At 64.1% G+C, this 22730-nt stretch carries 20 protein-coding genes; 8 read left to right on the top strand and 12 right to left on the bottom strand.

Annotation, left to right across the window (positions count from 1 at the left end):
- The first annotated feature begins 100 nt into the window (after positions 1-100).
- A complete protein-coding gene (locus tag ABDB81_RS23945) occupies positions 101-529 on the top strand; it encodes a RidA family protein (protein ID WP_137928317.1) in 429 nt (142 codons plus the stop codon).
- 19 nt (positions 530-548) lie between these two features.
- Here the strand turns inward: ABDB81_RS23945 and ABDB81_RS23940 are convergent, their stop codons facing one another.
- Both ABDB81_RS23940 and ABDB81_RS23935 read right to left on the bottom strand, forming a co-directional pair.
- Positions 549-830, bottom strand: coding sequence for a hypothetical protein (locus ABDB81_RS23940; protein ID WP_160473861.1), 282 nt, complete (start codon positions 828-830; stop codon positions 549-551).
- A gap of 48 nt (positions 831-878) precedes the next feature.
- Positions 879-1187 (bottom strand): hypothetical protein, encoded by a 309-nt coding sequence (locus ABDB81_RS23935; protein WP_137928316.1) that lies wholly within the window; start codon positions 1185-1187, stop codon positions 879-881.
- Positions 1188-1459: 272 nt separating this feature from the next.
- On the opposite strand from ABDB81_RS23935, the gene ABDB81_RS23930 reads away from it, so the two are divergent.
- On the top strand, positions 1460-1816 hold the full coding sequence (locus tag ABDB81_RS23930; RefSeq protein ID WP_137928315.1) for a hypothetical protein: 357 nt from the start codon (positions 1460-1462) through the stop codon (positions 1814-1816).
- A 220-nt stretch (positions 1817-2036) separates the two neighbouring features.
- Positions 2037-2543: a hypothetical protein gene (locus ABDB81_RS23925; protein WP_160473862.1), complete on the top strand. Its 507-nt coding sequence runs from the start codon at positions 2037-2039 to the stop codon at positions 2541-2543.
- Between the two features lie 4 nt (positions 2544-2547).
- Here the strand turns inward: ABDB81_RS23925 and ABDB81_RS23920 are convergent, their stop codons facing one another.
- The gene (locus ABDB81_RS23920) at positions 2548-3060 is read right to left on the bottom strand and encodes a malto-oligosyltrehalose synthase (RefSeq protein ID WP_137928323.1); all 513 of its coding nucleotides are present in this window, start codon (positions 3058-3060) and stop codon (positions 2548-2550) included.
- Positions 3061-3308: 248 nt separating this feature from the next.
- Between ABDB81_RS23920 and ABDB81_RS23915 the strand changes: the two genes are divergently transcribed.
- Positions 3309-3614, top strand: a complete 306-nt coding sequence (locus tag ABDB81_RS23915) for a hypothetical protein (protein ID WP_137928313.1) — start codon at positions 3309-3311, stop codon at positions 3612-3614.
- A 72-nt stretch (positions 3615-3686) separates the two neighbouring features.
- On the opposite strand, the gene ABDB81_RS23910 is transcribed toward ABDB81_RS23915, so the two are convergent.
- From ABDB81_RS23910 to ABDB81_RS23885, 6 genes are all read right to left on the bottom strand, one after another.
- A complete protein-coding gene (locus tag ABDB81_RS23910) occupies positions 3687-4481 on the bottom strand; it encodes a BON domain-containing protein (RefSeq protein ID WP_346813785.1) in 795 nt (264 codons plus the stop codon).
- A 171-nt stretch (positions 4482-4652) separates the two neighbouring features.
- A complete protein-coding gene (locus ABDB81_RS23905) occupies positions 4653-6026 on the bottom strand; it encodes an MFS transporter (protein WP_137928322.1) in 1374 nt (457 codons plus the stop codon).
- A 343-nt stretch (positions 6027-6369) separates the two neighbouring features.
- On the bottom strand, positions 6370-6798 hold the full coding sequence (locus tag ABDB81_RS23900) for a short-chain fatty acid transporter (RefSeq protein WP_137928311.1): 429 nt from the start codon (positions 6796-6798) through the stop codon (positions 6370-6372).
- Positions 6799-6908: 110 nt separating this feature from the next.
- A complete protein-coding gene (locus ABDB81_RS23895; protein ID WP_346813784.1) occupies positions 6909-7436 on the bottom strand; it encodes a helix-turn-helix domain-containing protein in 528 nt (175 codons plus the stop codon).
- A gap of 44 nt (positions 7437-7480) precedes the next feature.
- A complete protein-coding gene (locus tag ABDB81_RS23890) occupies positions 7481-9025 on the bottom strand; it encodes a DHA2 family efflux MFS transporter permease subunit (protein ID WP_137928321.1) in 1545 nt (514 codons plus the stop codon).
- A gap of 65 nt (positions 9026-9090) precedes the next feature.
- On the bottom strand, positions 9091-10215 hold the full coding sequence (locus ABDB81_RS23885; protein WP_137928309.1) for an HlyD family secretion protein: 1125 nt from the start codon (positions 10213-10215) through the stop codon (positions 9091-9093).
- A gap of 203 nt (positions 10216-10418) precedes the next feature.
- Between ABDB81_RS23885 and ABDB81_RS23880 the strand changes: the two genes are divergently transcribed.
- On the top strand, positions 10419-11852 hold the full coding sequence (locus tag ABDB81_RS23880; protein WP_346813806.1) for an efflux transporter outer membrane subunit: 1434 nt from the start codon (positions 10419-10421) through the stop codon (positions 11850-11852).
- 103 nt (positions 11853-11955) lie between these two features.
- Here ABDB81_RS23880 and ABDB81_RS23875 read toward each other — a convergent pair whose 3' ends face one another.
- Positions 11956-13113, bottom strand: a complete 1158-nt coding sequence (locus tag ABDB81_RS23875; RefSeq protein ID WP_137928308.1) for a porin — start codon at positions 13111-13113, stop codon at positions 11956-11958.
- Positions 13114-13427: 314 nt separating this feature from the next.
- Between ABDB81_RS23875 and ABDB81_RS23870 the strand changes: the two genes are divergently transcribed.
- The gene (locus ABDB81_RS23870; RefSeq protein WP_160473865.1) at positions 13428-14180 is read left to right on the top strand and encodes a TetR/AcrR family transcriptional regulator; all 753 of its coding nucleotides are present in this window, start codon (positions 13428-13430) and stop codon (positions 14178-14180) included.
- 78 nt (positions 14181-14258) lie between these two features.
- Here the strand turns inward: ABDB81_RS23870 and uvrA are convergent, their stop codons facing one another.
- Positions 14259-20111: an excinuclease ABC subunit UvrA gene (uvrA, locus tag ABDB81_RS23865; protein WP_346813783.1), complete on the bottom strand. Its 5853-nt coding sequence runs from the start codon at positions 20109-20111 to the stop codon at positions 14259-14261.
- A gap of 458 nt (positions 20112-20569) precedes the next feature.
- On the opposite strand from uvrA, the gene ABDB81_RS23860 reads away from it, so the two are divergent.
- On the top strand, positions 20570-21184 hold the full coding sequence (locus tag ABDB81_RS23860) for a L,D-transpeptidase (RefSeq protein ID WP_346813782.1): 615 nt from the start codon (positions 20570-20572) through the stop codon (positions 21182-21184).
- A 325-nt stretch (positions 21185-21509) separates the two neighbouring features.
- On the opposite strand, the gene msrA is transcribed toward ABDB81_RS23860, so the two are convergent.
- Positions 21510-22016 carry a peptide-methionine (S)-S-oxide reductase MsrA gene (gene msrA, locus ABDB81_RS23855; protein WP_137927141.1) on the bottom strand — a complete coding sequence of 169 codons (507 nt, stop codon included), beginning with the start codon at positions 22014-22016 and terminating at the stop codon, positions 21510-21512.
- Between the two features lie 75 nt (positions 22017-22091).
- Here msrA and ABDB81_RS23850 point away from each other — a divergent pair, with 75 nt between their 5' ends.
- Complete coding sequence (locus tag ABDB81_RS23850) at positions 22092-22721, top strand: uracil-DNA glycosylase family protein (RefSeq protein ID WP_346813781.1); 630 nt, start codon at positions 22092-22094, stop codon at positions 22719-22721.
- The last annotated feature ends 9 nt before the right edge of the window (positions 22722-22730 follow it).

Below are 22730 nucleotides of genomic sequence, written 5' to 3'. Positions count from 1 at the left end.
TTGCAGCACGCATGGTATCGCAACGACGCTTGACCTCAAGTGCGCTTGAGGTTTGACACTGGCGTCCTTTGCTCAGTCCACCGTTCACCAGGAACCTGCCATGTTGCTTGAATCGCCGCGCGCCCCTTATCTCCAGTTCATGAACCCGCCCGATCTCTATGACCCGCGGCTCAACGGGTATTCCCACGTCGCCGTAGCGACCCGTCCCGCAAAGATTATCTTCGCGGCGGGCCAGGGTGGTGAGGACATGTGCGGCGGATTGCTGGCGGATTTTTCGGCGCAGGTGAACCGGGCACTGTCAAATCTGCGCGTGGCACTGCAGGCTGGCGGCGCCGACATTCCCGACGTGGCCAAGATCACCGTCCTGATCGTCGATCATTCGATGGAGCGGCTTGCGATCTTCAGTCGCGCCTGGCAGGCCTTGCTCGGCGACTGGCCGGCGCCAGCCTGCACGCTGATACCGGTGCCACGGCTGGCTCTCGACGGAATGTTGTTCGAGATCGAGGCCGTGGCGGTATTGCCCGAGTGAAAGGTGAAAGGGTGCTTGCTCAGGGTCGCTTTGCTGGCGCGGTCTTGGGTGCCGAAGCGGGATAGTCGTACGTCTGCGCCGAAGACGCGCCCTGGTTGATCGCCGGCTTGCCACTGCTTTGCTGGCGGCTGCCGTCCTTGTAGACGCCCGTTGCCGGCGCACCGGGCGCGACATCCGATGCCGCCGTGCCCGGTGCGCGGTTGTCGACCCGAGGCGTGGGAGATGGGGTCTGGGCCCAAGCGGAGGCGCCAAGCATCACGGAAACACCGATGACGAGGGTTCGAACGAAGGGATATCGCATAGGTTTCTCCTGGGTCATTGGTCGATCAGCGCTGAACTTAAGAACGATTTAAGAACGATTGTCGACCGGCGGTGCGTTCGGATCGCGGCTGCCCGGATCATGCAGGTCCTGGCTGGTCAGCCCGGACCCACCCTCGCCGCGCTCGATATCGCCCCGCCTTTCATCGGGCTTCGATCGGTCGTGGTCAATGCCCGTCGACTCCCGACGCTCCGCATTGCCCGTGCTCTCATTCCTTGCCAGCGGCGACTCGGACGGAGTTTGTGCCTTGTGCTCCGGCGAATTGGCGTCCGGCGTATCGCTGGCGCGGCGCCGATCCCGATTGCGACGGCGGCGGGTTCCGGCATAGGCGAATGGCATGGCATCTCCTTGTCTTTTTGTCTGCCCATCCGGCTGCAAGATCCATACCGCTGCCCCCGGTGCTCTCCAACGCATATTCGGCATCCCTCATCATCGGGTGTGTGAACCACGGGATACCGATTTACACGGCGATATAAAAGCTGCAATGCCGATGGCCTCGGCGCGGCCCGGTGTAGTCAAGGTCTGACAGGAGTTTCAGGCATCGCCCCCGTGAGCCGCAAAGCCGCGCTGCATATCGTGAAGACACCGACCCACCGTCCAGGAGACACACGATGAAACGCACCCTTGCCACGACCGCTACCGCGATTGCCCTCGGGGCCGCGCTGGCTTTCCCTGTGATGGCCCAGCAAACGCCGACCTCTCCGCAATCGGCAACGACGGGCACCCCTCCTACCCCGGAAGGCCCAAAGAATCCTAAGGCTGACGCGATGTCAGGTTCTTCGTCGATGTCGGGCAGCTCTTCGATGTCGAACGACGCCCGTAGCACCGGCACGGGCAACAAGGACAAGGCCACCAACGCTCGCCACAAGAAGCCTCGCGAGCAGGGGGCTGCGGCCACCGTGTCTCCCACCGCGCCTTCGGGTCCGAAGGGTGACTCGCCGGATCCGGCTCCGGGCACCACGAAATAACCGCTCGACGTCACTGCTCTGGACCCCCGGGTCCGTAAATTGCGGTGTAGCGCGCCCCGCACGGCCAACTCGGCTTGTGCGGGGCGCGCTTTTGCACGCTTTTTGCATGGTCGCCAGATGAGGTGCGCGTCGCACCGTGCAATAACCACGCAATCAGTGTCAATGCGCGCTGTCGGCTGGCTGTGTCACCTACAGTTAGGGTACGAACTGGAGAAGGGAAATGAACGATGCACTAAAGCGCGATGCCCTGAACTCGACCCTGGCCAGGCTCAGCCTGCATGCCACGCAATGTGCCGAAGCGCTCGCCGCCGTGGCCGTCGTGGCATCTGACCCGCAGATCCGGGCGGTACTCGTCCATCGCGCCAATATGCAACGCTGTGCGGCAGCCGAATTGGCTACGCGCGCCGGCACGGTCAATCGTGCAGCGTCGGAATCTTCAGATTCATCCACGCCAATGCGGCGTCGGGATACCCTCGCGCCGCCTCCGTCCGAATCGGGCGAGTTACCCCTGCTGAGATATGCGGTCCAGCATGCCAGCCGCGCAGCGGCGGCTTATGGGGAAGTGCTGCGCGAACCGCTACCTGATCCAGAGCTGCGTCTGCTGCTGGCGCATTACTACCGGGGCGCCACGGAGTTGCAGCGGATGCTGGAACAGCGTGCGATGGAGTTCTCACCCGCCCGTGCGCCCGGCGTGCCAACGCGCCGATCTGCGGGGCCGCTGCACTGACGCCCTAAGCCTGCCGCTGCGCGGTCAACTCCTGCTGCGGCCGATAGGGCCGGATGACGAGTGCCACGTAGTCCTCGTCTTCCGGCGACACCACCACATAGACCAGGCCCGACATTACCAGGGCCACATTGCGAATATGGGAGGCAATACGTGCGGCAATGAAGTACTGCAGCAGGTTGGGGTCCACCGCGGCGTCGATCGCTTTGGCGGCGGTGCAGATGGTCAGCATGCATTGCTCGGCGGTGCGGCAGACCACCACTACCTCGTCGAGCGAGTGACCTGTGGGGGCCGCACGCACCAGTACAGACACTCCGGCACTCGGATGAGCGCGATGCCAGCCACTCTTGGCGCCGAACGCGGGAAGCGTCAGCGATGCACCGTCGGCCTGCGCCACCGTGTTGAACTGGGACGCGAACTCGCCAGGGCTGATACCGAGCAGTTTCTTCTCGATGGGCGTGGAAGATACGGCCACCGAGGACGCCAGGCTCAGGGTGACCAGAATGCCGGTGATGTTCATCGCTACCTCCCTCGCACGATGCAGCCATGTCACAGCAATAGCTGTTCCAGCCACCGTCCCCACCTCTCCGGGTGTCACGGCAGCGCCTGGCGATTAGCGGCGGTCCCCTCTCCACTATAGGCGGGCCACTGGCGGCCAGTGGTGCGAGGTGATCGGCAGGCCAGTGCACGGCATGGAGTGGCATGCAACTTGCCGCTCTTCGACCAGTTTTTCTTGGCAACATGAACCTTATCGAACAGGAGTCCGGCATGAGCAAGACGACACGAACGAACCAGCCTGAAGCAACGGTGGACGACACGGGCGAGAGCGATCCGTCGAGCATTCCCAGCACCCTGGACCCGAATCTCGATACGGATGCCCTCGATCCGGAGGAAGACCTCGGCACGGAGCTGGAGCGAGAGTTTCCGGGCGGCGCCGAGGACGCACTTCCCGAGGAGGAAATTTCCGAGGAGGTGCAGCGTGCTGCGGAAGAACTGCCCTCCGATACCCCCGTGGATCGCGCCGACCAGACGGACAAACGCATGGAGACGCCACCGAGCGGCAGCGACCTGTAGGTGCCTGCAGGCGTTAATGCCCAAGAAAAAACCCCGGTTTAAAGCCGGGGTTTCTCATTTGAGGCATCGTCGTCATTCCGATGCCAGCACACCATAAGGTCTCACGTGGATCTGGTTGACCACGTCGGACACACCATAGGTATCGTCGGCAATATCTTCCACTGCATACTTGGTACGGCGGTTGTCCACGTGGCCAGTCAACGTCACCACGCTGCCACTGACATTGACGCTCACCTCGCTGACATCGATACCGGGCGCATGCGCCAGGCGCTCGCAGACTTCCTCGCGGACGCGCTCATCGGAGCGCGCGTAGTTCTTCGGGCCCGTGGGTCGAGGGTAGCCAGCCGTGCCACGCGCCGTGGCGTTGCTGCCATAAACCGAGGGCCGCTGACGGAAGTTGCGGCCTGCCTCCACGCCGTAGTCTTCGTACCCTGTGCGTTGTCCCATGCGGCTATCGCGCCAGCGCTCATCGCGAACGGGCGCGACCTCGCGCGGGGAACCCGTGGATCGTGAGGCGGCCTGATAGCCGTCTTCGTATCCGTTGCTGTATGCGCTGACGTAGCCGCGGCTATGCGGCGAGCTTTCGTCATAGCGTTCGTCGTCAACGGGTCGGCCCGGATAGTAGACCGCGCCACGCCGCGGGGAAGCATTCCGGGCATTGCCGTAGGAATGCCGTTCGGTGTCGTAAGGTGACCGGTCGGCGCCGTTGCCATAACGGTCGGCGTAGTGGGCGGCGTAAGGGTCGGCGTAAGGGTCGCGACGACGCCAGTCTCGATCGTCGCCGGGCATATCGCCATAGCCCTCTTCGAAGCCGCCATAGCGTTGGGCGGGGCGGCGGCGACGGCCGTAGTCGTCTGATCGGTTCATTGTGTTGCCTCCATCAAGATGGGGCGCGAAGGCCCCGATAGATGGTCTAGCGGCAAGTTTCGTACCGATCGGTGCGCCGTGCAAACATGGCGGTGGCGCTACCAATCCCATGCAGATTCTACAAACCGTGCGCGCACGTCTTGCCGTGCGACGCGGGCGTCTCTCGCGTGATCAGGAGGACTTCCTGGCGCCCTGCATGGCCGCGCTGTCCTCACTTTGCGCCGTGACCAGTCGCAGACCGCTGGCCACTGCAGCGGCGGCGGCAAATCCGGCACCGAGGGCCAGGGCCAGCGTGGGGCCGTGATCCCCAGCGATGCCGAACGAGAGTGCCACCAGCGCTGCACCGGTGGCCTGCCCCAGCAGCCGCGCCGTGGCGACCACACCGCTTGCGCCGCCCGCGCGTTCACGCGGGGCGCTGGCCATCAACGCCTTGAGGTTCGGAGACTGGAAGAATCCAAAGCCGGCGCCGCAGATTGCCATGCGGATGCCGATGTTCAATGCGCTGGCGTCTGCGGGCATCATCGCCAGCGACGCCATGCCAAGTGCCATCACCGCCAGTCCGATGCCACCGAGCAGGCCCGGCGGATAGCGGTCCGACAACCGGCCTGCCAGCGGCGCCATCAGCGCCACCACCGCTGACCAAGGCGTCAGCAGGAAGCCCGTTTCGATGGGGTTGCGGCCCAGCACATGCTCGAAATAAAACGGCAACGACACGAATGCCAGGCCCTGCGCGGCAAACGAACACACAGCGGTGGCGGTGGACAGCGCGAACATAGGCCGCTTCAACAGATCGACGGGCAGCATCGGCGCCGGATGTCCACGTTCGCGGCGCAGCAACAGCACAAAGGCGATGGCAAAGACAGCGACGGCACCGATGACGTACTCGGCAGGCTCGCGTTGAACGCCCTCGCCCAGCGCAAAAATCAGCGCGGCGAAGGTAATGGCATTGAGCACCGCTGCCACGGGATCGAACCCGTGCTGGCTCTTCTTGGTCTGCGGCAGCGAGCGCCACGCGATGGCCAGCGCCAGCAGGCCGATCGGCAGGTTCACCGCGAACAGCCAGGGCCAGGGGCCGAAAGACAGGATCACCGATGCGACGGTGGGCCCCACCGCGAACGAGACACCGACGATCAGCGCATTGAGACCCACGCCGCGCCCAAGCCGATGGATCGGAAAGATCGCACTGATCAGCGCCGTGTTCACGCTCATGATGGCGGCAGCGCCAATGCCCTGCAGCAGCCGCGCCGCCGCAAGGGACGGCAGCGACCATGCCATCGCACAAATGACGGACGAGATGATGAAGACCACCACCCCGCCCAGGTAAATGCGCCGGTGGCCTACGATGCCACCCAGTGCGGCAAACGGCAGCAGCGTGGCCACCATGGCGAGCTGGTAGGCATTGATGATCCAGACCGAGGCCGCCGGTGTGCTGTTCAGGTCAGCGGCGATGTTGGGCAGCGCGGTATTGGCGATGGCCGTGTCGAGCGTCGCCAGCGAGACCGCGATCATGATGGCCGCCATCGCGCGCTTTTCCAGCGAGGTCATCGGCGAATCCGGACCTTCGGGGCTGACAGTAGATGGGGTGGACGGCGGGGGACTGCTGGCCGGCGGGGTGGCGGAGGTCTGCACGATGGTCGATCCGGGGGCGGACATGCAATGAAAGCCGGCCCGCCACGGCATGTCGCCGGACGCGCACCAGATCGTTGCAACGTCAATTAATCTTCAGATCGAGACAATACGGCAAAACGCCGGGACGTGCTGGAGAGGACTTGATGCCGTCAGTGTCGCCAACGGCTCCGCAGTGGCCCAATCGGTCGGCTTCGGTAGGCCATCCATCGTCATCAGCGCCCAAACCGACGCCAACCTCAACACTCAGCCCTGCACGGGCTTAGAAGGAACCGTATTTCATCTGCACGTCATCGACCCGATTTGTGCGGATGTTGTAGAGGCAGGTATAGCGGAAGGCCATGGCCTGTTCGCTGGCATCGGGCTCGAAGACGCCCTCGCCCACCACGGATGTCTGGTTCGCCGTCTGCTGGGCGATGCGTTCGCGGTCCGGCATCATCATGACGCTGCCAGGCTGCGGATAGCGGGTCTTCACCGCATTGGCGACAACCTTCTCGCACGCATTGCCTGCTGCTTCCAGTTGCGCACGGCTGACGCCCTGTGGCGCAGTGATCGTGGTGCTGGGTGGCGGCGACGGCATGCGCTGGGGCTGCGGCGGCGGCATCGGCGTGGTGCAGCCAGCCAGCACGGCTACCACCAGCGGCAGCGAGACCGGACCAAAGGATGAAAAAGGAGAGGAAAAGCGTGGCATCGGGTCGTTTCCGGAGTCGGTGATAACCGTCGGAGGGACGGGGCGCGATGCATGGACTCTATGACAGAAATGCCTTTGGAGCAACCTGACCAGTCAATTGGCTGAGTCGATCAGGCAGATGTGGCAGGCGTCTTCCCCGTGACAGACATATGCGAAGCCGCCGATGAAAGCCGCTCGCGCGTGCGTTCGTCCGCGGCCGGACCGGGGCGTACCACGTGCCGCTTGCCCATCTGCAGCGGCTCCCGGCTCTCGGCATCCACCAGCAACGGCTCAACGATCTTGCCGGTCTCGCGATCCTCGATCTGCACGCTGCGTCCCTCGGGCGCGAAGTTTCGATTGCCCCAGGCCAGCAGTGCGAGCAGCACCGGCCGGAAATCCCGGCCGCACTCGGTCAGCACATATTCATAGCGCGGCGGGCGCTCCGAATACTGGCGCTTCTCCAGCAGCCCCTCCTCGACCAGACCGTTCAGGCGCCGCGTCAGCATGTTGGGCGCAATGTCGAGACTGCGCTGGAATTCATCGAAGCGTTTGGTGCCATAGAACGCATCGCGCAAAATCAGAATGCTCCACCACTCGCCCACGCGTTCAAGGCTGCGGGCGATGGGACATTGCAGGTTTCGGAAGGTCTTGCGTTGCATCGTCTGGACTCTCGTTCGAAATTCGGTACCGATGATACCGGTCTTCAGTGGGCATCCGCCGATGGCGCCTTGGGCGGTGCGATTTTCCGCATCAGGGGCACCAGCACCAGCGCTCCAAAAAAGCACGCCATGATGAGCAGGAAGGTGTCGCTGAACGTCTGCGTCTGGGCCTCGCGCAGTGTCAGCAGCGCCAACTGTTTCAACGCGGCGGCCTGTGCTTCCACGGCGCTGTAGCCAGCGGCCAGATACTGGCGCGCCAGGCTGTCTAGCGCACCCGACATGGCTTCGTTACCGGGTCGCAGATGTTCGGCCATGCGGAAGAAATGCAGGTTGGTGCGATCGTTGAGCACTGTGGCGCAGGCGGCTATGCCGATCGCCCCGCCCAGGTTGCGCATCAGGTTGAACAGCCCGGATGCGAGCTTGAGCCGCTCGGGCGCCAGGCTTCCCAGCGTCAGCGTGACCACGGGTGCTACCGCGAACTGCTGCGCCGCGCCCCGCAGCGCCTGCGGCAGCAGCAGTTCGCGCCAGCCCCAGTCATGCGTAATCGGTGTGAAGCAATACATCGACAATCCGAACAGCGCCAGGCCGAACATTAGCAGCCAGCGCAGATCCACGCGGTTGCCCAGATAGGTGTAGATCGGAATCGAGGCGATCTGGAACAAGCCCGTCGAAAACACTGCCAGTCCGATTTCCAGCGCGCTGAACCCGCGCACCCGGCCGAGAAACAGCGGCGTGAGGTAGACGGTGGCGAAGATGCCGATCCCCGTGACGAAGGAGAACAAGCAGCCGAGTGCAAAGTTGCGCTGCTTTAGCGCCCGCAGATCCACCACCGGCTGCGCGTGGGTCATGCTGCGCCAGATGAACGCTACCCCGGCCACACCGGCAATCCATGCGGTGGTCAGGATCACCGGATCGGCCAGCCAGTCCCAGCGCGGCCCTTCCTCCAGCGTGTATTCGAGGCAGCCGAGGAACATCGCCATCAACGCCATGCCGAGATAGTCCGCACCGCGCAGCAGTTTCAGGTTGGGCTTGTCGATGCGCACCAGCATCGGCACGACGATCGTGACGAACAGCCCCGGCACGAGGTTGACGAAGAACAGCCAATGCCACGACATGTGATCGGTGATCCAGCCGCCGACCGTGGGGCCGAGCGTCGGCGCCAGTGAGGACAGGCCACCGACCGTGGCGGCTGCGATCACACGCTGAGGCCCGGCGAAAAACACGAACGCCGTGGTGAACACCAGCGGAATCATTGAACCGCCGAGGAAACCTTGCGCCGCGCGAAACACGATCATGCTCTGGATATTCCAGGCCAGTCCGCACAGCATGCTGGCCACGGTGAAGCCCGCTGCCGAGACCGCGAACAGCCAACGGGTGGACATCACACGCGACAGCCAGCCCGACAACGGGATCACCACGATTTCCGCGATGAGGTAGGCGGTCTGCACCCAGACCGTTTCATCGGCACCTGCCGATAGCCCGCCGCCGATATCGCGCAGCGAGGCCGACACGATCTGGATATCGAGCAGTGCGATGAACATGCCCACACACATCGACGCAAACGCAAAGATCTTGGCCTGTGTCGACATCCCGGCAGGCGACCATGCTGCCGCTGACGTCCCAACCGGCGCCACGGCAGCAGTCACGGCCCCACTCACGGGCGCACCTGCGCGACGGCCACCTGGTTCTCCGTGCGGCCATCGACTTCTGCCGTCACGGACAGCCCGGGCCGCAGCAGTCCGAGGCGTGCATCCTTCTCATCCAGCACGATACGCACCGGCACGCGCTGCACGATCTTCGTGAAGTTGCCAGTGGCGTTTTCCGGGGGCAATACGCTGAACTGTGCACCCGTTGCCGGCGCTACGCTGGCGACGCGCCCGTGAAAAACCCGCCCCGGCACGATATCCGCCACAACGGTGGCGCGCATGCCCGGCTCCAGATGCGCCAACTGGTTCTCCTTGAAATTGGCATCAACCCAGAGGCCGCTGGCCGGCACGATCGACATCAGCGCCGTGCCGCTGGCTGCGTACGCGCCCGGCCGGGCACGCCGGTTGCCGATGGTGCCATCCACGGGCGCCCGCAACTCGGTGTAACCCACATTGAGCTGGGCCAGATCCCGTTCGGCAATGGCCTGCGCCAGCGCAGCCTGCGCCTGTTGCTTCTGCGTGGCGATGACGTCGATCTGACGCTGCGCGGCGAGCAACGCGGCCTGAGCCTTTTGCCCGTTGGCGCGCGACTGCTTGTAGTCGGCATCTGCCTTCTGCGAACTCTGTACCGAGACGGCTTCCTTGGCGACGAGGCTGGCATAGCGCACCTGATCGTCGCGCGTGCGGGCAGTCTCGGCATCGGTGGCGGCCACGGATGCCTGCGCCTGACCGATGACCGCGTCCTGGAGCCGCTGCGTGGCATCAAGGTTAGCGATCTGCGCCTGCTGCGCGGCAATCGCGCCTTCCGCTCGGGCCAGCACCGCGCGGTAGTCGCGGTCATCGATCCGTGCGAGCAGATCGCCGGCGCGCACGGCCTGGTTGTCGGTGACCAAGACTTCAGTGATGTAGCCCGACACCTTCGGACCAATCACGGTGACGTCGCCGCCTACGTACGCGTCATCGGTCTCCTCCAGAAAGCGGGCGGTGTTCCACCAGTGCGAGGCATACGTGAGCATGCCGCCAGCCACCACGGCTGAAACGAGGATGATGACCAGTCGCTTCCGCCCGAGGGCGCTGCGCGTATCAGGAACAGTTTCCGAAGGGGAGCGCTCGGCGGCGGTACTGCTGGACATACGGAATTCCTTTGTTCAGGGCAAACGGGGGCGTTCGCAGATAGGGCCGACGCCGTCCGGTGATGGAGCCATCTCCTCTCCTCCACCGGATTTGCTTCGGACTTGCTTTCATTATGCAAGTGAGTATAGTGACGTAACTATTGTTATGCAAGTTACTGGATTCCATGTCGCCTCTCCCCCGCGCCGCCACCCCTTTCCACCCCATGAATTTCCGCCTGTCCGCCCGCCTCCTCGCATTGGCCGCGACGCTCGTACTGACCGCGTGCGCAGTCGGCCCCGACTACAAGACGCCAGACACGCCCACACAGGTGAACTTCCACAGCGCCGGCGCGCTCGCCGCGCGTCAGGCCACCACGCCCGTGCCGCCGCTGGACCAGTGGTGGTCAGGGTTTCAAGATCCGGTGCTGACGCGGATCGTGCAGCGGGCACTGGGTCAGAACCTCGACCTGGAGACATCCCGGGCGCGCGTGGCGCAGGCGCGTGCCATGGCGCGCCAGGCTGGCGCGGTGTTGTATCCAGAGGGCCGGCTGGGTGCCGATGTGAGCCGGCAACGTCAGTCGGTGGAGAGTCCGCTCGGCAAGCTCGGCAGTGCGTTGCCTGGATACGAACGCAATCGAACCGTCTATGACGTGGGCGCGGCGGCGAGCTGGGAGATCGATGTGGCGGGCGGACTGCGGCGCGGTGCCGAGGCCGCGACGGCCGATGCGGGCGCGGCGGAAGCCGAGCACGCTGGCGTGCAGGTGACCGTGGCTGCGGAGGCCGCCGACGCCTACTTCCGCATTCGTGGCGCGCAGCGCCGCATCGTCATCGCCGATGATCAGATCCGGACCGATAGCCGCCTGCTGGAACTGGTACGCACGCGTCAGCGCGATGGCCTGTCGGCCACCCGCGAGGTCGCGCAAGCCGAAGCGCTCGTCGCGCAGGCGCGCACCACGCTGCCGCCGCTGCGAATCGAACTGCAGACCCAGTTGAATCGACTCGATGTACTGATGGGTGCCACGCCGGGCACGTACGCCGCCGAACTTGCGGCGTTGTCCGGCGACCCTGCGGTGCCGGCGATTTCCTTGGCGGGCGGCCCCAGCGCACTGTTGCGCCGCCGCCCCGATGTCATCGCCGCCGAGCGTCACCTGGCTGCGTCGAATGCACGCATCGGCGTGGCCCTGGCCGAGTACTACCCCAAGGTTTCGCTCTCGGCCTTGCTCGGCTTTGAAAGCCTGTCGACCAGCCAGTTACTGACAGCACGCGCCTTCCAGCCCTCTGCCGCGGCGGGTCTGCGCTGGCGCCTGTTCGATTTCGGCCGCGTCGATGCCGAGGTCGATCAGGCGCACGGCGCCCATGCCCAGGCACTGGCGCAATATCGGCTGGCCATGCTGCGCGCCACCGAAGACGTGGAAAACGCCATCGTCACGCTGGCCGAACTGGAGGTGCAATCCGGCTCGCTGGCCACCGAGGTGGATGCCCATCGACGCGCACGCACCGCCTCGGAAGACGCCTACAAGGGCGGCGCGGTCAGCCTCTACGAAGTACTCGACGAAGACCGCCAATTACTTGCCTCGCGCGATCAACAGGCCCGCGTGGCCACGGACAATGCACGCGCTGCGGTGGCGGCGTATCGGGCGCTGGGGGGTGGGTGGTGAGCGACTAACCATAAAAAAACGCCGCAGCCTTTCAAGCTGCGGCGCCATCAATGCCTGCGCGCGGAAGTGGCACCGCGCCGGCCCCTCGCTTTCGTTTTCCTGATCAGAAGATGTGACGCATGCCGAGGGAGATGCCCAATTGCCCCTTTGCATCCGGCGTCTTGTAGTAGACCTGCGACGTCGGCGGCAGATAGCCGACGGACTGGCCGTTCGGCAGGTAGGCGATGTTGTCCCAGTTCAGCGACGCGTTGCGCGCGTAGTTCACGGCGAAGAACACGTCGGTACGCTTGGACAGGTTGTAGTCGGCCAGCGCCAGGAACTGCTGCGGATTCTTCGGGTTCGTGGTGGCGTTGCCGATGCGTGCGGACTTGATATCGTCGTAGTACCAGGCCAGCGAGAGACGCAGTGCTGCGGTGGCGTCCCAGTTCACACCCAGCCAGTACATGTCGTCGCGGTGCGGCATGAGCGTGGGCGTGCCCGTGGCAGGCGCCACCGAGTTGCCCCAGCGATAGCCCGCCACCATCTTGACCGGGCCGATACGGTAGCTGGCCGCAGCCAGCGCGCGCATGTCGCGGCCGTAGTCATTCGATCCCGACGCGCCTGTGGCCTGCGCCGTGTTGAGCGTCTTCACCTCGTCATAGGCAGCCGCCACGCCCAACGGTCCGCTGTTGTAGGCCAGGCCCACGCCGTAGGCGGAACCCGCCGCAAACGTACCCGAGCGCTCACCGAACGACCAGTGCGTCATGGCCGTGATCGGGCCGAACGTGCCCTGGTACTGGACCATGTTGTTCTCGCGGAAGTTCGGTCCGGCGATACCCACCACAGGTTCGAATTCGGGCGCGTAGGCCACCGGCGTAAAGCTGCCCATCGTCAGGAATGCCGAGGTGTACTGGCGGCCGAACGTGAGCTTGCCCCAGCGATTCTGCACACCCACGAACGCCTGGCGACCGAACAGCAGTCCGCCATTACCCATCTTGCCGTCGTCGGTGTTGAACTGGTTTTCAAGCACGAACAGGCTCTTCAGTCCGCCGCCGAGGTCTTCCACGCCGCGCAGGCCAAAACGCGACTGTGCGATGCCCGACGAGTTCATGAACGTCGCCGACCCGCTACCGGGCGCCAGCACCCCGTTGCTCGTGTTCTGTACGTTGTTGACGTACTGGATGCTCGTGGTGACGACGCCATAGAGCGTCACGGACGATTGCGCCCACGCCGCAGGCGCAAGCAGCGCCCCGGTGATGGCGGCGAACAGCGTCTTCTTCATGTGTTGGTTTCCGTGTTCTGGTGTGATGGCCCACGGCGCCAGCTCTCTCCTCCACCAGCGCCTTCGGAGCCGGCCGTTGTCAGCCTCTCCGTCCCGTCATGCCAAATTAATCTCTCGTATTAATTGGCACGAAACGAAGGCTAACGGCATCCGGTGGTTCAGATAGCTAGGATTTTCCCGGAGACGGCACAAAAATGGCGGAAATGCGAGGCATTACCGATGTCTGACATCGGATTTTTCCGTATCCTTGCGAGGCTTTGATTTTTCGATAACGACAGGCCCCGCAGGCTCACGAGGCTCGGCCACAAGACGCCATGAAGCTCAAGCAAGCACGCGCCCATATCGTGGACGCGCAGCAGACCCCCGCCCCAGTCAAGCCCCGCCGGATACCCGATCCCGACCACGCGCCCACATCGTCGGACGTCGCCCCCCCTGCACCGGATGCGGGCGATGGCCTGACCGATACCGCTCGGCGTATCCTGGAAATCGCAGAACGGCTATTTGCCGAACAGGGTGTCGAGCAGGTGCCCTTGCGGCAGATCGTGGTGGAAAGCGGCCAGCGCAACAGGTCCGCGCTGCACTACCACTTCGGTTCGCGCGAGGCACTCGTCAGTCATCTGTTGAATCTTCGGCTCCATGAGGTGAACCGCGTGCGCCATCGCCATCTGGACGAACTGGAAGCCAGTGGTCGCCCCATCGACATCCACGCCGTGGTGCAGGCCACCGTCCATCCATTGGTGGAAATCGTGCTGCATACCAGTTGGGGCACCAACTACCTGCAGGTTCTGGCGCAGACCACGTTCAGCCCGGGCCTCCTGAACAAGGGACTCGTCGACAAGACGGCGATGAGCGCGCTGTACCGCGTGCGCGACCACATCCACGCCCTGCTGCCCGGCGTACCCCGCGATGTGATGCGGCTACGCATGATCTGGTTCATGGATACGGTGGTCTACTCGCTGGCCCACTGGGTACGCGAACGCGGCAAGCGCAACCGGGCTGCGCCGCCGGTGGATGAACTGGTGGATTTTTGTGCGGCTGCGCTAGAGGGGCCGCGGCGGGTTGGTTGATCTTTCGCACGGTTGTTGCTCCCCTCTCCCGCTTGCGGGAGAGGGGACCGGCTCGTGGTCAATCAAGGCTCGACGTTCTCACCCCGCCGCCCTCACCCCGTCCATCGCCGTCCGTGCCAGCACCGGCACCAGTGCTGCTCCGGTATGGCTGGCCGCGATGCGCGACAACGCTTCCGGATCGGCCGCACCGACAATCGTGCCGCCCTGCGCGCCGCCTTCCGGACCCAGGTCGATGATCCAGTCGGCTTCGGCAATCACGTCAAGATCGTGCTCGATCACCACCACGCTGTGGCCCCCGTCGGTCAAGCGGTGCAGCACGCGGATCAACCTTGCCACGTCGGCCATATGCAGGCCCACGGTGGGTTCGTCCAGCACGTAAAGCGTGTGCGGCGCCTTCTGGCCTCGGCGGGTAATGTCGTCGCGCACCTTCGACAACTCCGTCACCAGCTTGATCCGCTGCGCCTCGCCACCCGAAAGCGTCGGTGACGGCTGTCCCAGCGTCAGGTAGCCCAGCCCCACGTCCTTCATCAACTGCAGCGGATGGCCGATCTGCGTGATGGCCGAGAAGAACTCCACGGCCTCGTCGATTTCCATCGTCAGCACGTCGCCAATATTCTTGCCGCGCCACGTCACCGCAAGCGTTTCCGGATTGAAGCGCTGGCCGTGGCAGACATCGCAAGGTACTTTCACGTCAGGCAGGAAGCTCATGCCGATCGTACGCACGCCCTGCCCCTCGCAGGCCGGGCAGCGACCATCGCTCGTATTGAACGAGAAACGCGACGCCGTGTAACCGCGCGCCTTGGCTTCGAGCGTATCCGCGAACAGCTTGCGGATGGCATCCCACACACCGATATACGTGGCCGGACACGAGCGCGGGGTCTTGCCGATCGGCGTCTGGTCCACTTCGAGCACGCGATCGATCGTCTCCCAGCCCGTGATGCCTTCGCAGCCATGCCACGCATGCTCGACGTTGAGAGATTTCGTGGCCGTCGGCTTGCCCGCCTTCTCCGCCGCCGAACGCGCCCGTCGCGTGGCCGGCGATGACATCACCGAGCGGCCAACAGCATCGAGCAGGTTCGTCATCAGCACGTCGCGCGCGAGTGTGGACTTGCCAGAGCCCGATACACCGGTGATGGCCACCAGCCGGGCCAGCGGAATCCGTGCCGTGACGTTGCGCAGGTTGTGCAGATGCGCGCCCTGCACTGTCAGCCATTGCTCTGGCTCGGCCACCCTGCCCGCACGCGGCGGCCGTACGGGGCGTCGCTCCTGCAGCGGGTGAACAATCGGATTGGCCAGGAAGCGACCGGTCGTCGAGTCCGATGCCGACGCCAACGTCTCGACGCCACCTTCAGCCACCAGCCGGCCCCCTCGCTTGCCGGCGCCGGGGCCGATGTCGATGATGTGGTCGGCGCGACGGATCGTGTCTTCGTCGTGCTCCACCACCACCAGCGTGTTGCCCTTGTCGCCCAGCTTGCGCAGCGCATCGAGCAGGATCTGGTTGTCGCGTGGATGCAGGCCGATGGTCGGCTCGTCCAGCACGTAGCAGACACCCTGCAGGTTGCTCCCCAACTGGGCGGCCAGTCGAATCCGCTGCGCCTCGCCGCCAGACAGACTCGGTGCGGCGCGATCCAGACTCAGGTAGCCGAGTCCGACTTCTTCCAGGAACTGCAGCCGGCTGGCGATTTCCGTCACCACATCGCGCGCGATATCGGCCTCGCGGCCCTCGAGTTTCAGGCCATCCACCCAACGGCGGGTGTCGGACACCGTCCACTGCGCCACATCGGAAATCGCCTGCGTATCGAACGTGACCGCGCGCGCAGCCGGATTCAGCCGCGTGCCATGGCAATCCGGGCACGGCGTATCGCCCACGCCTTCGGGTTCCTGCTCCTCGGACGGCAGGCTCTGCTCGCGGCCCCGGTTGTCGCCGCCCAGCACCGTGTCGTCATACACCTCGCGCTGCTCGCCCGTCAGCGCCAGGCCAGTGCCCACGCAGGTGCCGCACCAGCCGTGCTTGCTGTTGTACGAGAACATGCGTGGATCGAGTTCCGGATAACTCGTGCCGCACACCGGACAGGCGCGTTTGGTCGAGAACACCACCGTTTCGCAGGCATGCGGTGTGCCGCACTCCATCGCATTCTTCAATCCATCGAGCGGGGCCAGCAGATGCATCACGCCCTTGCCGGCTTCCAGCGTCTGGTCCAGCAGCTCGCGCAGCGCGGCCTCGTTGTCGGGCGAGACGACGATGTCGCCCACCGGCAACTCGATGGTGTGCTCGCGGAACCGATCCAGGCGCGGCCACGGATCGACCGGCAGGAACTCGCCGTCTACGCGCAGATGCGTGTTGCCGCGCGCCTTGGCCCATTTCGCCAGATCCGTATAAACACCCTTGCGATTGACCACCAGCGGCGCAAGCAGGCCAACGTGCTGGCCACGGTAGTCGCGCAACAACTGTGCGGCAATCGACGCCGGGCTCTGCGACGTCACCGGCGCACCATCGTGGACGCAATGCTGGATGCCGAGCTTCACGTACAGCAGGCGCAGGAAGTGCCAGACTTCGGAAGTCGTCGCCACCGTGCTCTTGCGTCCGCCTCGCGACAGCCGCTGCTCGATGGCCACCGTCGGCGGAATGCCGTAGACGGCATCGACTTCGGGCCGGCCAGCCGGCTGCACGATGGAGCGGGCATAGGCATTCAGCGATTCCAGATAGCGTCGCTGACCCTCGTGGAACAGGATGTCGAACGCCAGCGTCGACTTGCCCGAACCGGACACCCCGGTGATCACGTTGAACTTGCCGTGCGGAATGTCGACGTTCAGCGCTTTCAGGTTGTGCTCATGGGCGTTGACGATGCGCACCACGCCCTCGCCTTCCACGGCACGACGCGCCCGCGCGGCCTGTATGGCAGCCTGCAGCGGCTTGCCCTGGCCTTCGGCCTCCGCCTGTTCCGCAGCCAGCGTGCCATCGCCCAGCGCCTTGTCGTAGGCGATCAGCGCATGGCCCGTATGCGATGCGGTGCAAAGCTTGACGTCCTCGGGTGTACCCTCGCACATCAGTTCGCCACCGCCGTCGCCCCCTTCGGGACCAAGATCGACAATCCAGTCGGAGGCGCGGATCACATCGAGGTTGTGCTCGATCACGATCAACGAATGGCCACCATCGAGCAGCTTGCCGAAGGCGCGCATCAGCTTGGCGATATCGTCGAAGTGCAGACCCGTGGTGGGCTCGTCGAACATGAACAGCCGCTTGGGCAACACCACCGCCTTGCGGTTCTTCACCGGCTGCGCGGCAGCGGTCTCGGCCAGGAAGCCAGCAAGCTTCAGACGTTGTGCCTCGCCGCCGGAGAGGGTCGGCACGGGCTGACCCAGCTTCACGTATTCCAGGCCCACGTCGGCGATTGGCGCCAGTACGCGCAGCACCGCGGCATCCCCTTCGAACAGCGCGGTCGCTTCGCTGACCGTCAGTTCGAGCACATCGGCCACGCTGAGCTTGCGCGGCGCCTGCCCCCGGGCAGCGCGCTCGATCTTGACCTCCAGCACTTCGGCCCGATACCGCGTGCCGTCGCAATCCGGGCAGCGCAGGTAGACATCCGACAGAAACTGCATCTCCACGTGCTCGAAGCCCGAGCCGCCGCAAGTCGGGCAACGACCATCGCCCGAGTTGAAGCTGAATGTGCCAGCCGTGTAGCCGCGTTGCAGTGCCAGCGGCGCCTTGGCAAACAGCTTGCGAATCTCGTCGAAGGCACCGACATAACTGGCCGGATTCGACCGTGCGGTCTTGCCAATCGGCGATTGGTCCACGAACACCACATCGTTGACCTGGTCTGCCCCGATCAAATCGCGGAACGCACCCGGGGATTCCGTCGCCTTTCCGAAATGGCGGGCCATGGCCGGGTACAGCACGTCCTGCAGCAGCGTCGATTTGCCCGAACCGGATACACCCGTCACGACGACCAGCCGGTTCAGCGGGATGCCGACCGTCACGTCCTTGAGATTGTGTTCGCCCGCGCCTTCCAGCGTCAGGCGCGGCGTATCGGCATCCACGGGCCGCGACTGCCACGCCGACGCATCGGTCACGCGGCGGCGCCCGCCCAGGTAATCGCCGGTCAGCGTCCGTTCCTTGCGGATGGCATCGGGCGAACCGTCGAAAATGATCGAGCCGCCGCGCTCGCCCGGCCCCGGACCCATGTCGATCAGGCGATCGGCAGCCAGCATCACGGACGGATCGTGCTCCACCACCACCAGCGTATTGCCCGCGTCGCGCAGCCGATGCATCGCCTCGACGATGCGGTTCAGATCGCGTGGATGCAAGCCGATGCTGGGCTCGTCAAGCACGAACAGCGTATTGACCAGCGAGGTGCCGAGGGCCGTGGTCAGGTTGATCCGCTGTACCTCGCCGCCCGACAGCGTCCGGCTCTGTCGGTCCAGCGTCAGGTAACCCAATCCCACATCGCACAGGTATTTGAGCCGCGTGCGGACTTCAGCGAGCAGCAGCTTGAGCGCATCGTCAAGCAGCGCGCTCGACAGCGTCAGGTCATCGAAGAAGCGCCGGATGCGCGCGATCGGCATCAGCATCAGGTCGTGCACCGTAAGACCTGGCAGGGCCTCCAACTGCGGCCGATCCCAATCCACGCCGCGCGGAAGAAAGCGCGTTGCCGGGGCCAGCACGGTATCGGCATTATCCTTGCTGCCCAGGCGCCACAGCAGCGCCTCGGTTTTCAGGCGCGCACCGCCGCAGGTTTCGCACGGCGTGTAGCTGCGGTACTTCGACAGCAGCACGCGGATATGCATCTTGTAGGCCTTGGACTCCAGGTAACTGAAGAACCGCATCACGCCATACCACTGCTTGTTCCACTGCCCGTTCCAGTCCGGCGAGCCGTGGATGACCCAGTGCTGTTCGGCCTCGCTCAGCTGATTCCACGCCAGATCACGCGGAATGCCTGCCTTGGCCGCGTAGCGCATCAGGTCGTCCTGGCACTCCTTCCAGGCCGGCGTCTGCATCGGCTTGATCGCGCCATCGCGCAGGGATTTGCGGCCGTCCGGAATCACCAGTCCCAGATCGACGCCGATCACGCGCCCGAAGCCCCGGCACGTTTCGCAAGCGCCATAGGCGGAATTGAACGAGAACAGCGCAGGCTGCGGATCGGCATAGCGGATATCGCTCTCCGGGCTGTGCAAACCCGTCGAGAACTTCCAGACGGGACCGTCGCCTTCGTCGGTCACTACCTGCACACTGACCCGGCCGCTACCGCGCTTGAGCGATGCCTCGATCGCTTCCACCGCACGGGCTTTTTCCACGTTGCCGATGCGGAAACGATCCGCCACCACATCCAGCACCTTGCGCCTGCCCGTCGCCGATTCCACGATCCGCTGTCCATGGATGCGCGTATAGCCACTGACCGACAGCCACTGCTCGACTTCCGCTTCGGTCGCCGTTTCCGGCAACTCGACCGGAAACGTCATCACGAGCCGCGCATCGGCATACGGCTGTCCGGCTGCCGTACGGGCAACCAGTTCGGAATAGATCGTTTCGGGGGAGTCGTGCTGCACCGGCAGTGCGGTTTGCCGGTCGAACAACTCGGCAGCGCGCGCGTAGAGCAGCTTCAGGTGATCGTTCAACTCGGTCATCGTCCCGACTGTCGACCGCGAGCTGCGCACCGGGTTCGTCTGGTCGATGGCAATCGCGGGCGGCACCCCATCCACCTTGTCGACCTGCGGACGGTCCATCCGATCCAGAAACTGGCGCGCGTAGGCACTGAAGGTCTCGACGTAGCGCCGCTGCCCTTCGGCATACAGCGTGTCGAATACCAGACTCGACTTGCCGGAACCCGAAGGCCCGGTAACCACGGTCATCTGCCCGGTATGCAGGTCGAGATCGACGTTCTTGAGATTGTGCTGACGCGCCCCACGGATGCGGATAGTGCCGGAATCTGACAATTTCTTGCCTCGAATCAATAAGTTGAAACCGATTTCTGAAGTGCTTTCTTGATGCGTTTCGGACGTGCGGGGTCCGAAAGATCTCGTAACTATACTGTATAAACGTACAGGTCTGCAGCTCGATTGGGATATGAGCCGATTCTGAAAAGTGCCACCTCGGTCGGCGCCAGCAAACCCTGCCCTAGCCAGATAGAAAACCGGAAGCGGGCGAGAGTGTGGAGGTGATGCAAGCGTTGGCGCTGGCATTGAATGTGCCACTAGATCTGATCGCCGGCACGCAATAGACGGGACTTCCAAGTTGGTCTAGGAGCATGTGCCTGCATTGCGACAAATCAACCGTCGAAACTGGCGGCCTTGGTAGGGTGCGAGATTCCACGTCGGTTGTCCTGACTTCGCGATCGCAGACCGCTGCGAGCGAGTGAGCGAGGTCACCGACCAACCCGAGCCAAGGCGTACATATGCGACTCACCGAGGAACAAATCTGCAAGATTATTGACAGTGATCGCGACCTGCAGGCGGAATTGCAATCTCTCGCCCGAATACGGACTTGCTGGACAAACAATCTTTCTACAAGAAATCTTGTTCATCTATTGGGGCTGGAGGAAACGTCGCGACGCCTCGACAGCCGAAACGCCTCGCTGTTCTTCAATGGCGTGGTCCTGGTCTGGCTGGAGGACGGACAGACTTATCGGCAGTGGCCTGCCGTGGCTGGCAGGCCTGGGTTCACAGGTCCCGAGCATCAAGCCAGCATGAATATTGGTCCCCTTCCGGCGGGTCGATACAAAGCCCGCCAGGATCGATTGGAGCGTTGGGACAACGTGGGGCTTGTTAAGAAGCTGTTTTCGATCGTACGCCAAGGGCCATTCCCTGGTGGAACGCCTACCTGGGGCAGACACCGCGTCTGGCTTGATCCGCTCCCAGGCAATCAAATGTTTGGCAGATCCGATTTTTCGATTCATGGCGGTCATCAGCCCGGATCCCGAGGCTGTATTGACCTGACCGGCGCCATGCCCGAGTTCGTCAGTGAGTTCCTCCACTATGCCAAAGACCTCGACCTCGTCGTCATGTACTAAATGGATCGCCACGCCCATTCTTGTCGGGCTCATCGTACTTTTTCTGTGCGCTTACTGGGACGCCTGGCAATACCCCGATATCTACCCCTTCGGAGTAGGCGGGCCAGTCGGGCACAGGTGGCTTTACCGGTCACAGACCAATTACTTACTAGGCACAGCATTGACGTGTGGCGCTGTCGTCCTTGCGCTAGTAGGCGTCTGGCGCCAGACGCGGTCGAAGTTGGTCCGATGGCTCTACTTCGCCCCATTCGCCTACTGGGTGCTGATCACGGTGGTCGGCATCATTCAGGACATAATCTGACGGCAGCCATCCCCAACACACCCCTCACCCGCGTGACGGCAGCTTCCACCCCGGTCGCACGAAGTGGCAGGTGTACCCGTTCGGCAATCGCTCCAGGTAGTCCTGATGTTCCGGCTCCGCCTCCCAGAACGGACCGGCCGGGGCTACTTCGGTCACGACTTTGCCAGGCCACAGGCCGGACGCGTTGACGTCGGCTATGGTGTCTTCGGCCACGCGTTTCTGTTCGTCGTCGCGATAGTAGATAGCCGAGCGATAGCTGGTGCCGATGTCGTTGCCCTGGCGATTCTTCGTGCTCGGATCGTGGATCTGGAAGAAGAATTCGAGGATCTGGCGGTAGCTGATCTTGGCCGGGTCGAAGACGATTTCGATGCCCTCGGCGTGAGTGCCGTGATTGCGGTACGTCGCATTGGGCACGTCGCCGCCGGTATAGCCTACGCGCGTGGTCAGCACGCCCGGGTAGCGGCGGATCAGGTCCTGCATGCCCCAGAAGCAGCCGCCTGCCAGGATTGCGGTTTCAGTTTGCGTCGTCATGATGTGTGCCTTGCCAATGAGCGATGGTTCAAGCCCAGTAATATACGCACACCCCGCAAAATTCGCTGAAACGCCATGAATTCCCCTCACCCCGCGATGGGCGCAGTTGAAGCGCTGCGTCGCGAGATCGCGGCCTGCACGCGCTGTGCGGCCGATCTGGCCGCCGGGCCTCGTCCGGTCGTGCAATTCAGTGCCACGTCGCGCATCGTAATCATTGGCCAGGCGCCGGGTGCACGGGTGCATGCCAGCGGCATCCCGTTCGACGATCCAAGTGGTGACCGGCTCAGGGACTGGATGGGAACCGCCAAGGACACGTTCTACGACGCCTCGCGCATCGCCATCGTGCCGATGGGCTTTTGCTACCCCGGCAAAGGTGCGAGTGGCGACCTTCCTCCGCGACGCGAATGTGCGCCGCTCTGGCATGAGCGGGTATTGGGATGTCTGCCTGCCGACCGGTTGACGCTACTGGTCGGCACCTACGCACAGAACTACTATCTTCCGACCGACCACACGCAGACCATGACAAGTAGCGTGGCAGATTTCAGGCGCTTCGGTCCGAACGTCTTCCCACTCCCTCATCCGTCCTGGCGCGTGGTGGGATGGATGCGCCAGAACCCATGGTTCGAGGCGGAACTGCTGCCCATGCTGCAGGCCGCCGTGGCGGCCCGTATCGATTCTCGCGAAATCGCCGCGCCGCGAGCGTAGTGGGATTCC

Origin of the sequence: Cupriavidus sp. DL-D2 (genome assembly GCF_039710735.1) — a bacterium.
Taxonomy (GTDB): domain Bacteria; phylum Pseudomonadota; class Gammaproteobacteria; order Burkholderiales; family Burkholderiaceae; genus Cupriavidus.
The sequence above is the reverse complement of the archived record's forward strand: the minus strand, read 5'-3'. Positions and strand labels throughout refer to the sequence as shown.

Excerpts from the sequence above, each read along its gene's own strand:
- ABDB81_RS23915 (WP_137928313.1), top strand. The coding sequence starts at position 3,309 with ATGAGCAAGACGACACGAACGAACCAGCCTGAAGCAACGGTGGACGAC.
- msrA (WP_137927141.1), bottom strand. The coding sequence starts at position 22,016 with ATGACGACGCAAACTGAAACCGCAATCCTGGCAGGCGGCTGCTTCTGG.
- ABDB81_RS23935 (WP_137928316.1), bottom strand. The coding sequence starts at position 1,187 with ATGCCATTCGCCTATGCCGGAACCCGCCGCCGTCGCAATCGGGATCGG.
- ABDB81_RS23895 (WP_346813784.1), bottom strand. The coding sequence starts at position 7,436 with ATGCAACGCAAGACCTTCCGAAACCTGCAATGTCCCATCGCCCGCAGC.
- ABDB81_RS23905 (WP_137928322.1), bottom strand. The coding sequence starts at position 6,026 with ATGACCTCGCTGGAAAAGCGCGCGATGGCGGCCATCATGATCGCGGTC.
- ABDB81_RS23850 (WP_346813781.1), top strand. The coding sequence starts at position 22,092 with ATGAATTCCCCTCACCCCGCGATGGGCGCAGTTGAAGCGCTGCGTCGC.
- ABDB81_RS23940 (WP_160473861.1), bottom strand. The coding sequence starts at position 830 with ATGCGATATCCCTTCGTTCGAACCCTCGTCATCGGTGTTTCCGTGATG.
- ABDB81_RS23880 (WP_346813806.1), top strand. The coding sequence starts at position 10,419 with ATGAATTTCCGCCTGTCCGCCCGCCTCCTCGCATTGGCCGCGACGCTC.
- ABDB81_RS23870 (WP_160473865.1), top strand. The coding sequence starts at position 13,428 with ATGAAGCTCAAGCAAGCACGCGCCCATATCGTGGACGCGCAGCAGACC.
- ABDB81_RS23875 (WP_137928308.1), bottom strand. The coding sequence starts at position 13,113 with ATGAAGAAGACGCTGTTCGCCGCCATCACCGGGGCGCTGCTTGCGCCT.
- ABDB81_RS23860 (WP_346813782.1), top strand. The coding sequence starts at position 20,570 with ATGCGACTCACCGAGGAACAAATCTGCAAGATTATTGACAGTGATCGC.
- ABDB81_RS23885 (WP_137928309.1), bottom strand. The coding sequence starts at position 10,215 with ATGTCCAGCAGTACCGCCGCCGAGCGCTCCCCTTCGGAAACTGTTCCT.
- ABDB81_RS23910 (WP_346813785.1), bottom strand. The coding sequence starts at position 4,481 with ATGAACCGATCAGACGACTACGGCCGTCGCCGCCGCCCCGCCCAACGC.
- ABDB81_RS23900 (WP_137928311.1), bottom strand. The coding sequence starts at position 6,798 with ATGCCACGCTTTTCCTCTCCTTTTTCATCCTTTGGTCCGGTCTCGCTG.
- ABDB81_RS23925 (WP_160473862.1), top strand. The coding sequence starts at position 2,037 with ATGAACGATGCACTAAAGCGCGATGCCCTGAACTCGACCCTGGCCAGG.
- ABDB81_RS23920 (WP_137928323.1), bottom strand. The coding sequence starts at position 3,060 with ATGAACATCACCGGCATTCTGGTCACCCTGAGCCTGGCGTCCTCGGTG.
- ABDB81_RS23930 (WP_137928315.1), top strand. The coding sequence starts at position 1,460 with ATGAAACGCACCCTTGCCACGACCGCTACCGCGATTGCCCTCGGGGCC.
- ABDB81_RS23890 (WP_137928321.1), bottom strand. The coding sequence starts at position 9,025 with ATGTCGACACAGGCCAAGATCTTTGCGTTTGCGTCGATGTGTGTGGGC.
- ABDB81_RS23945 (WP_137928317.1), top strand. The coding sequence starts at position 101 with ATGTTGCTTGAATCGCCGCGCGCCCCTTATCTCCAGTTCATGAACCCG.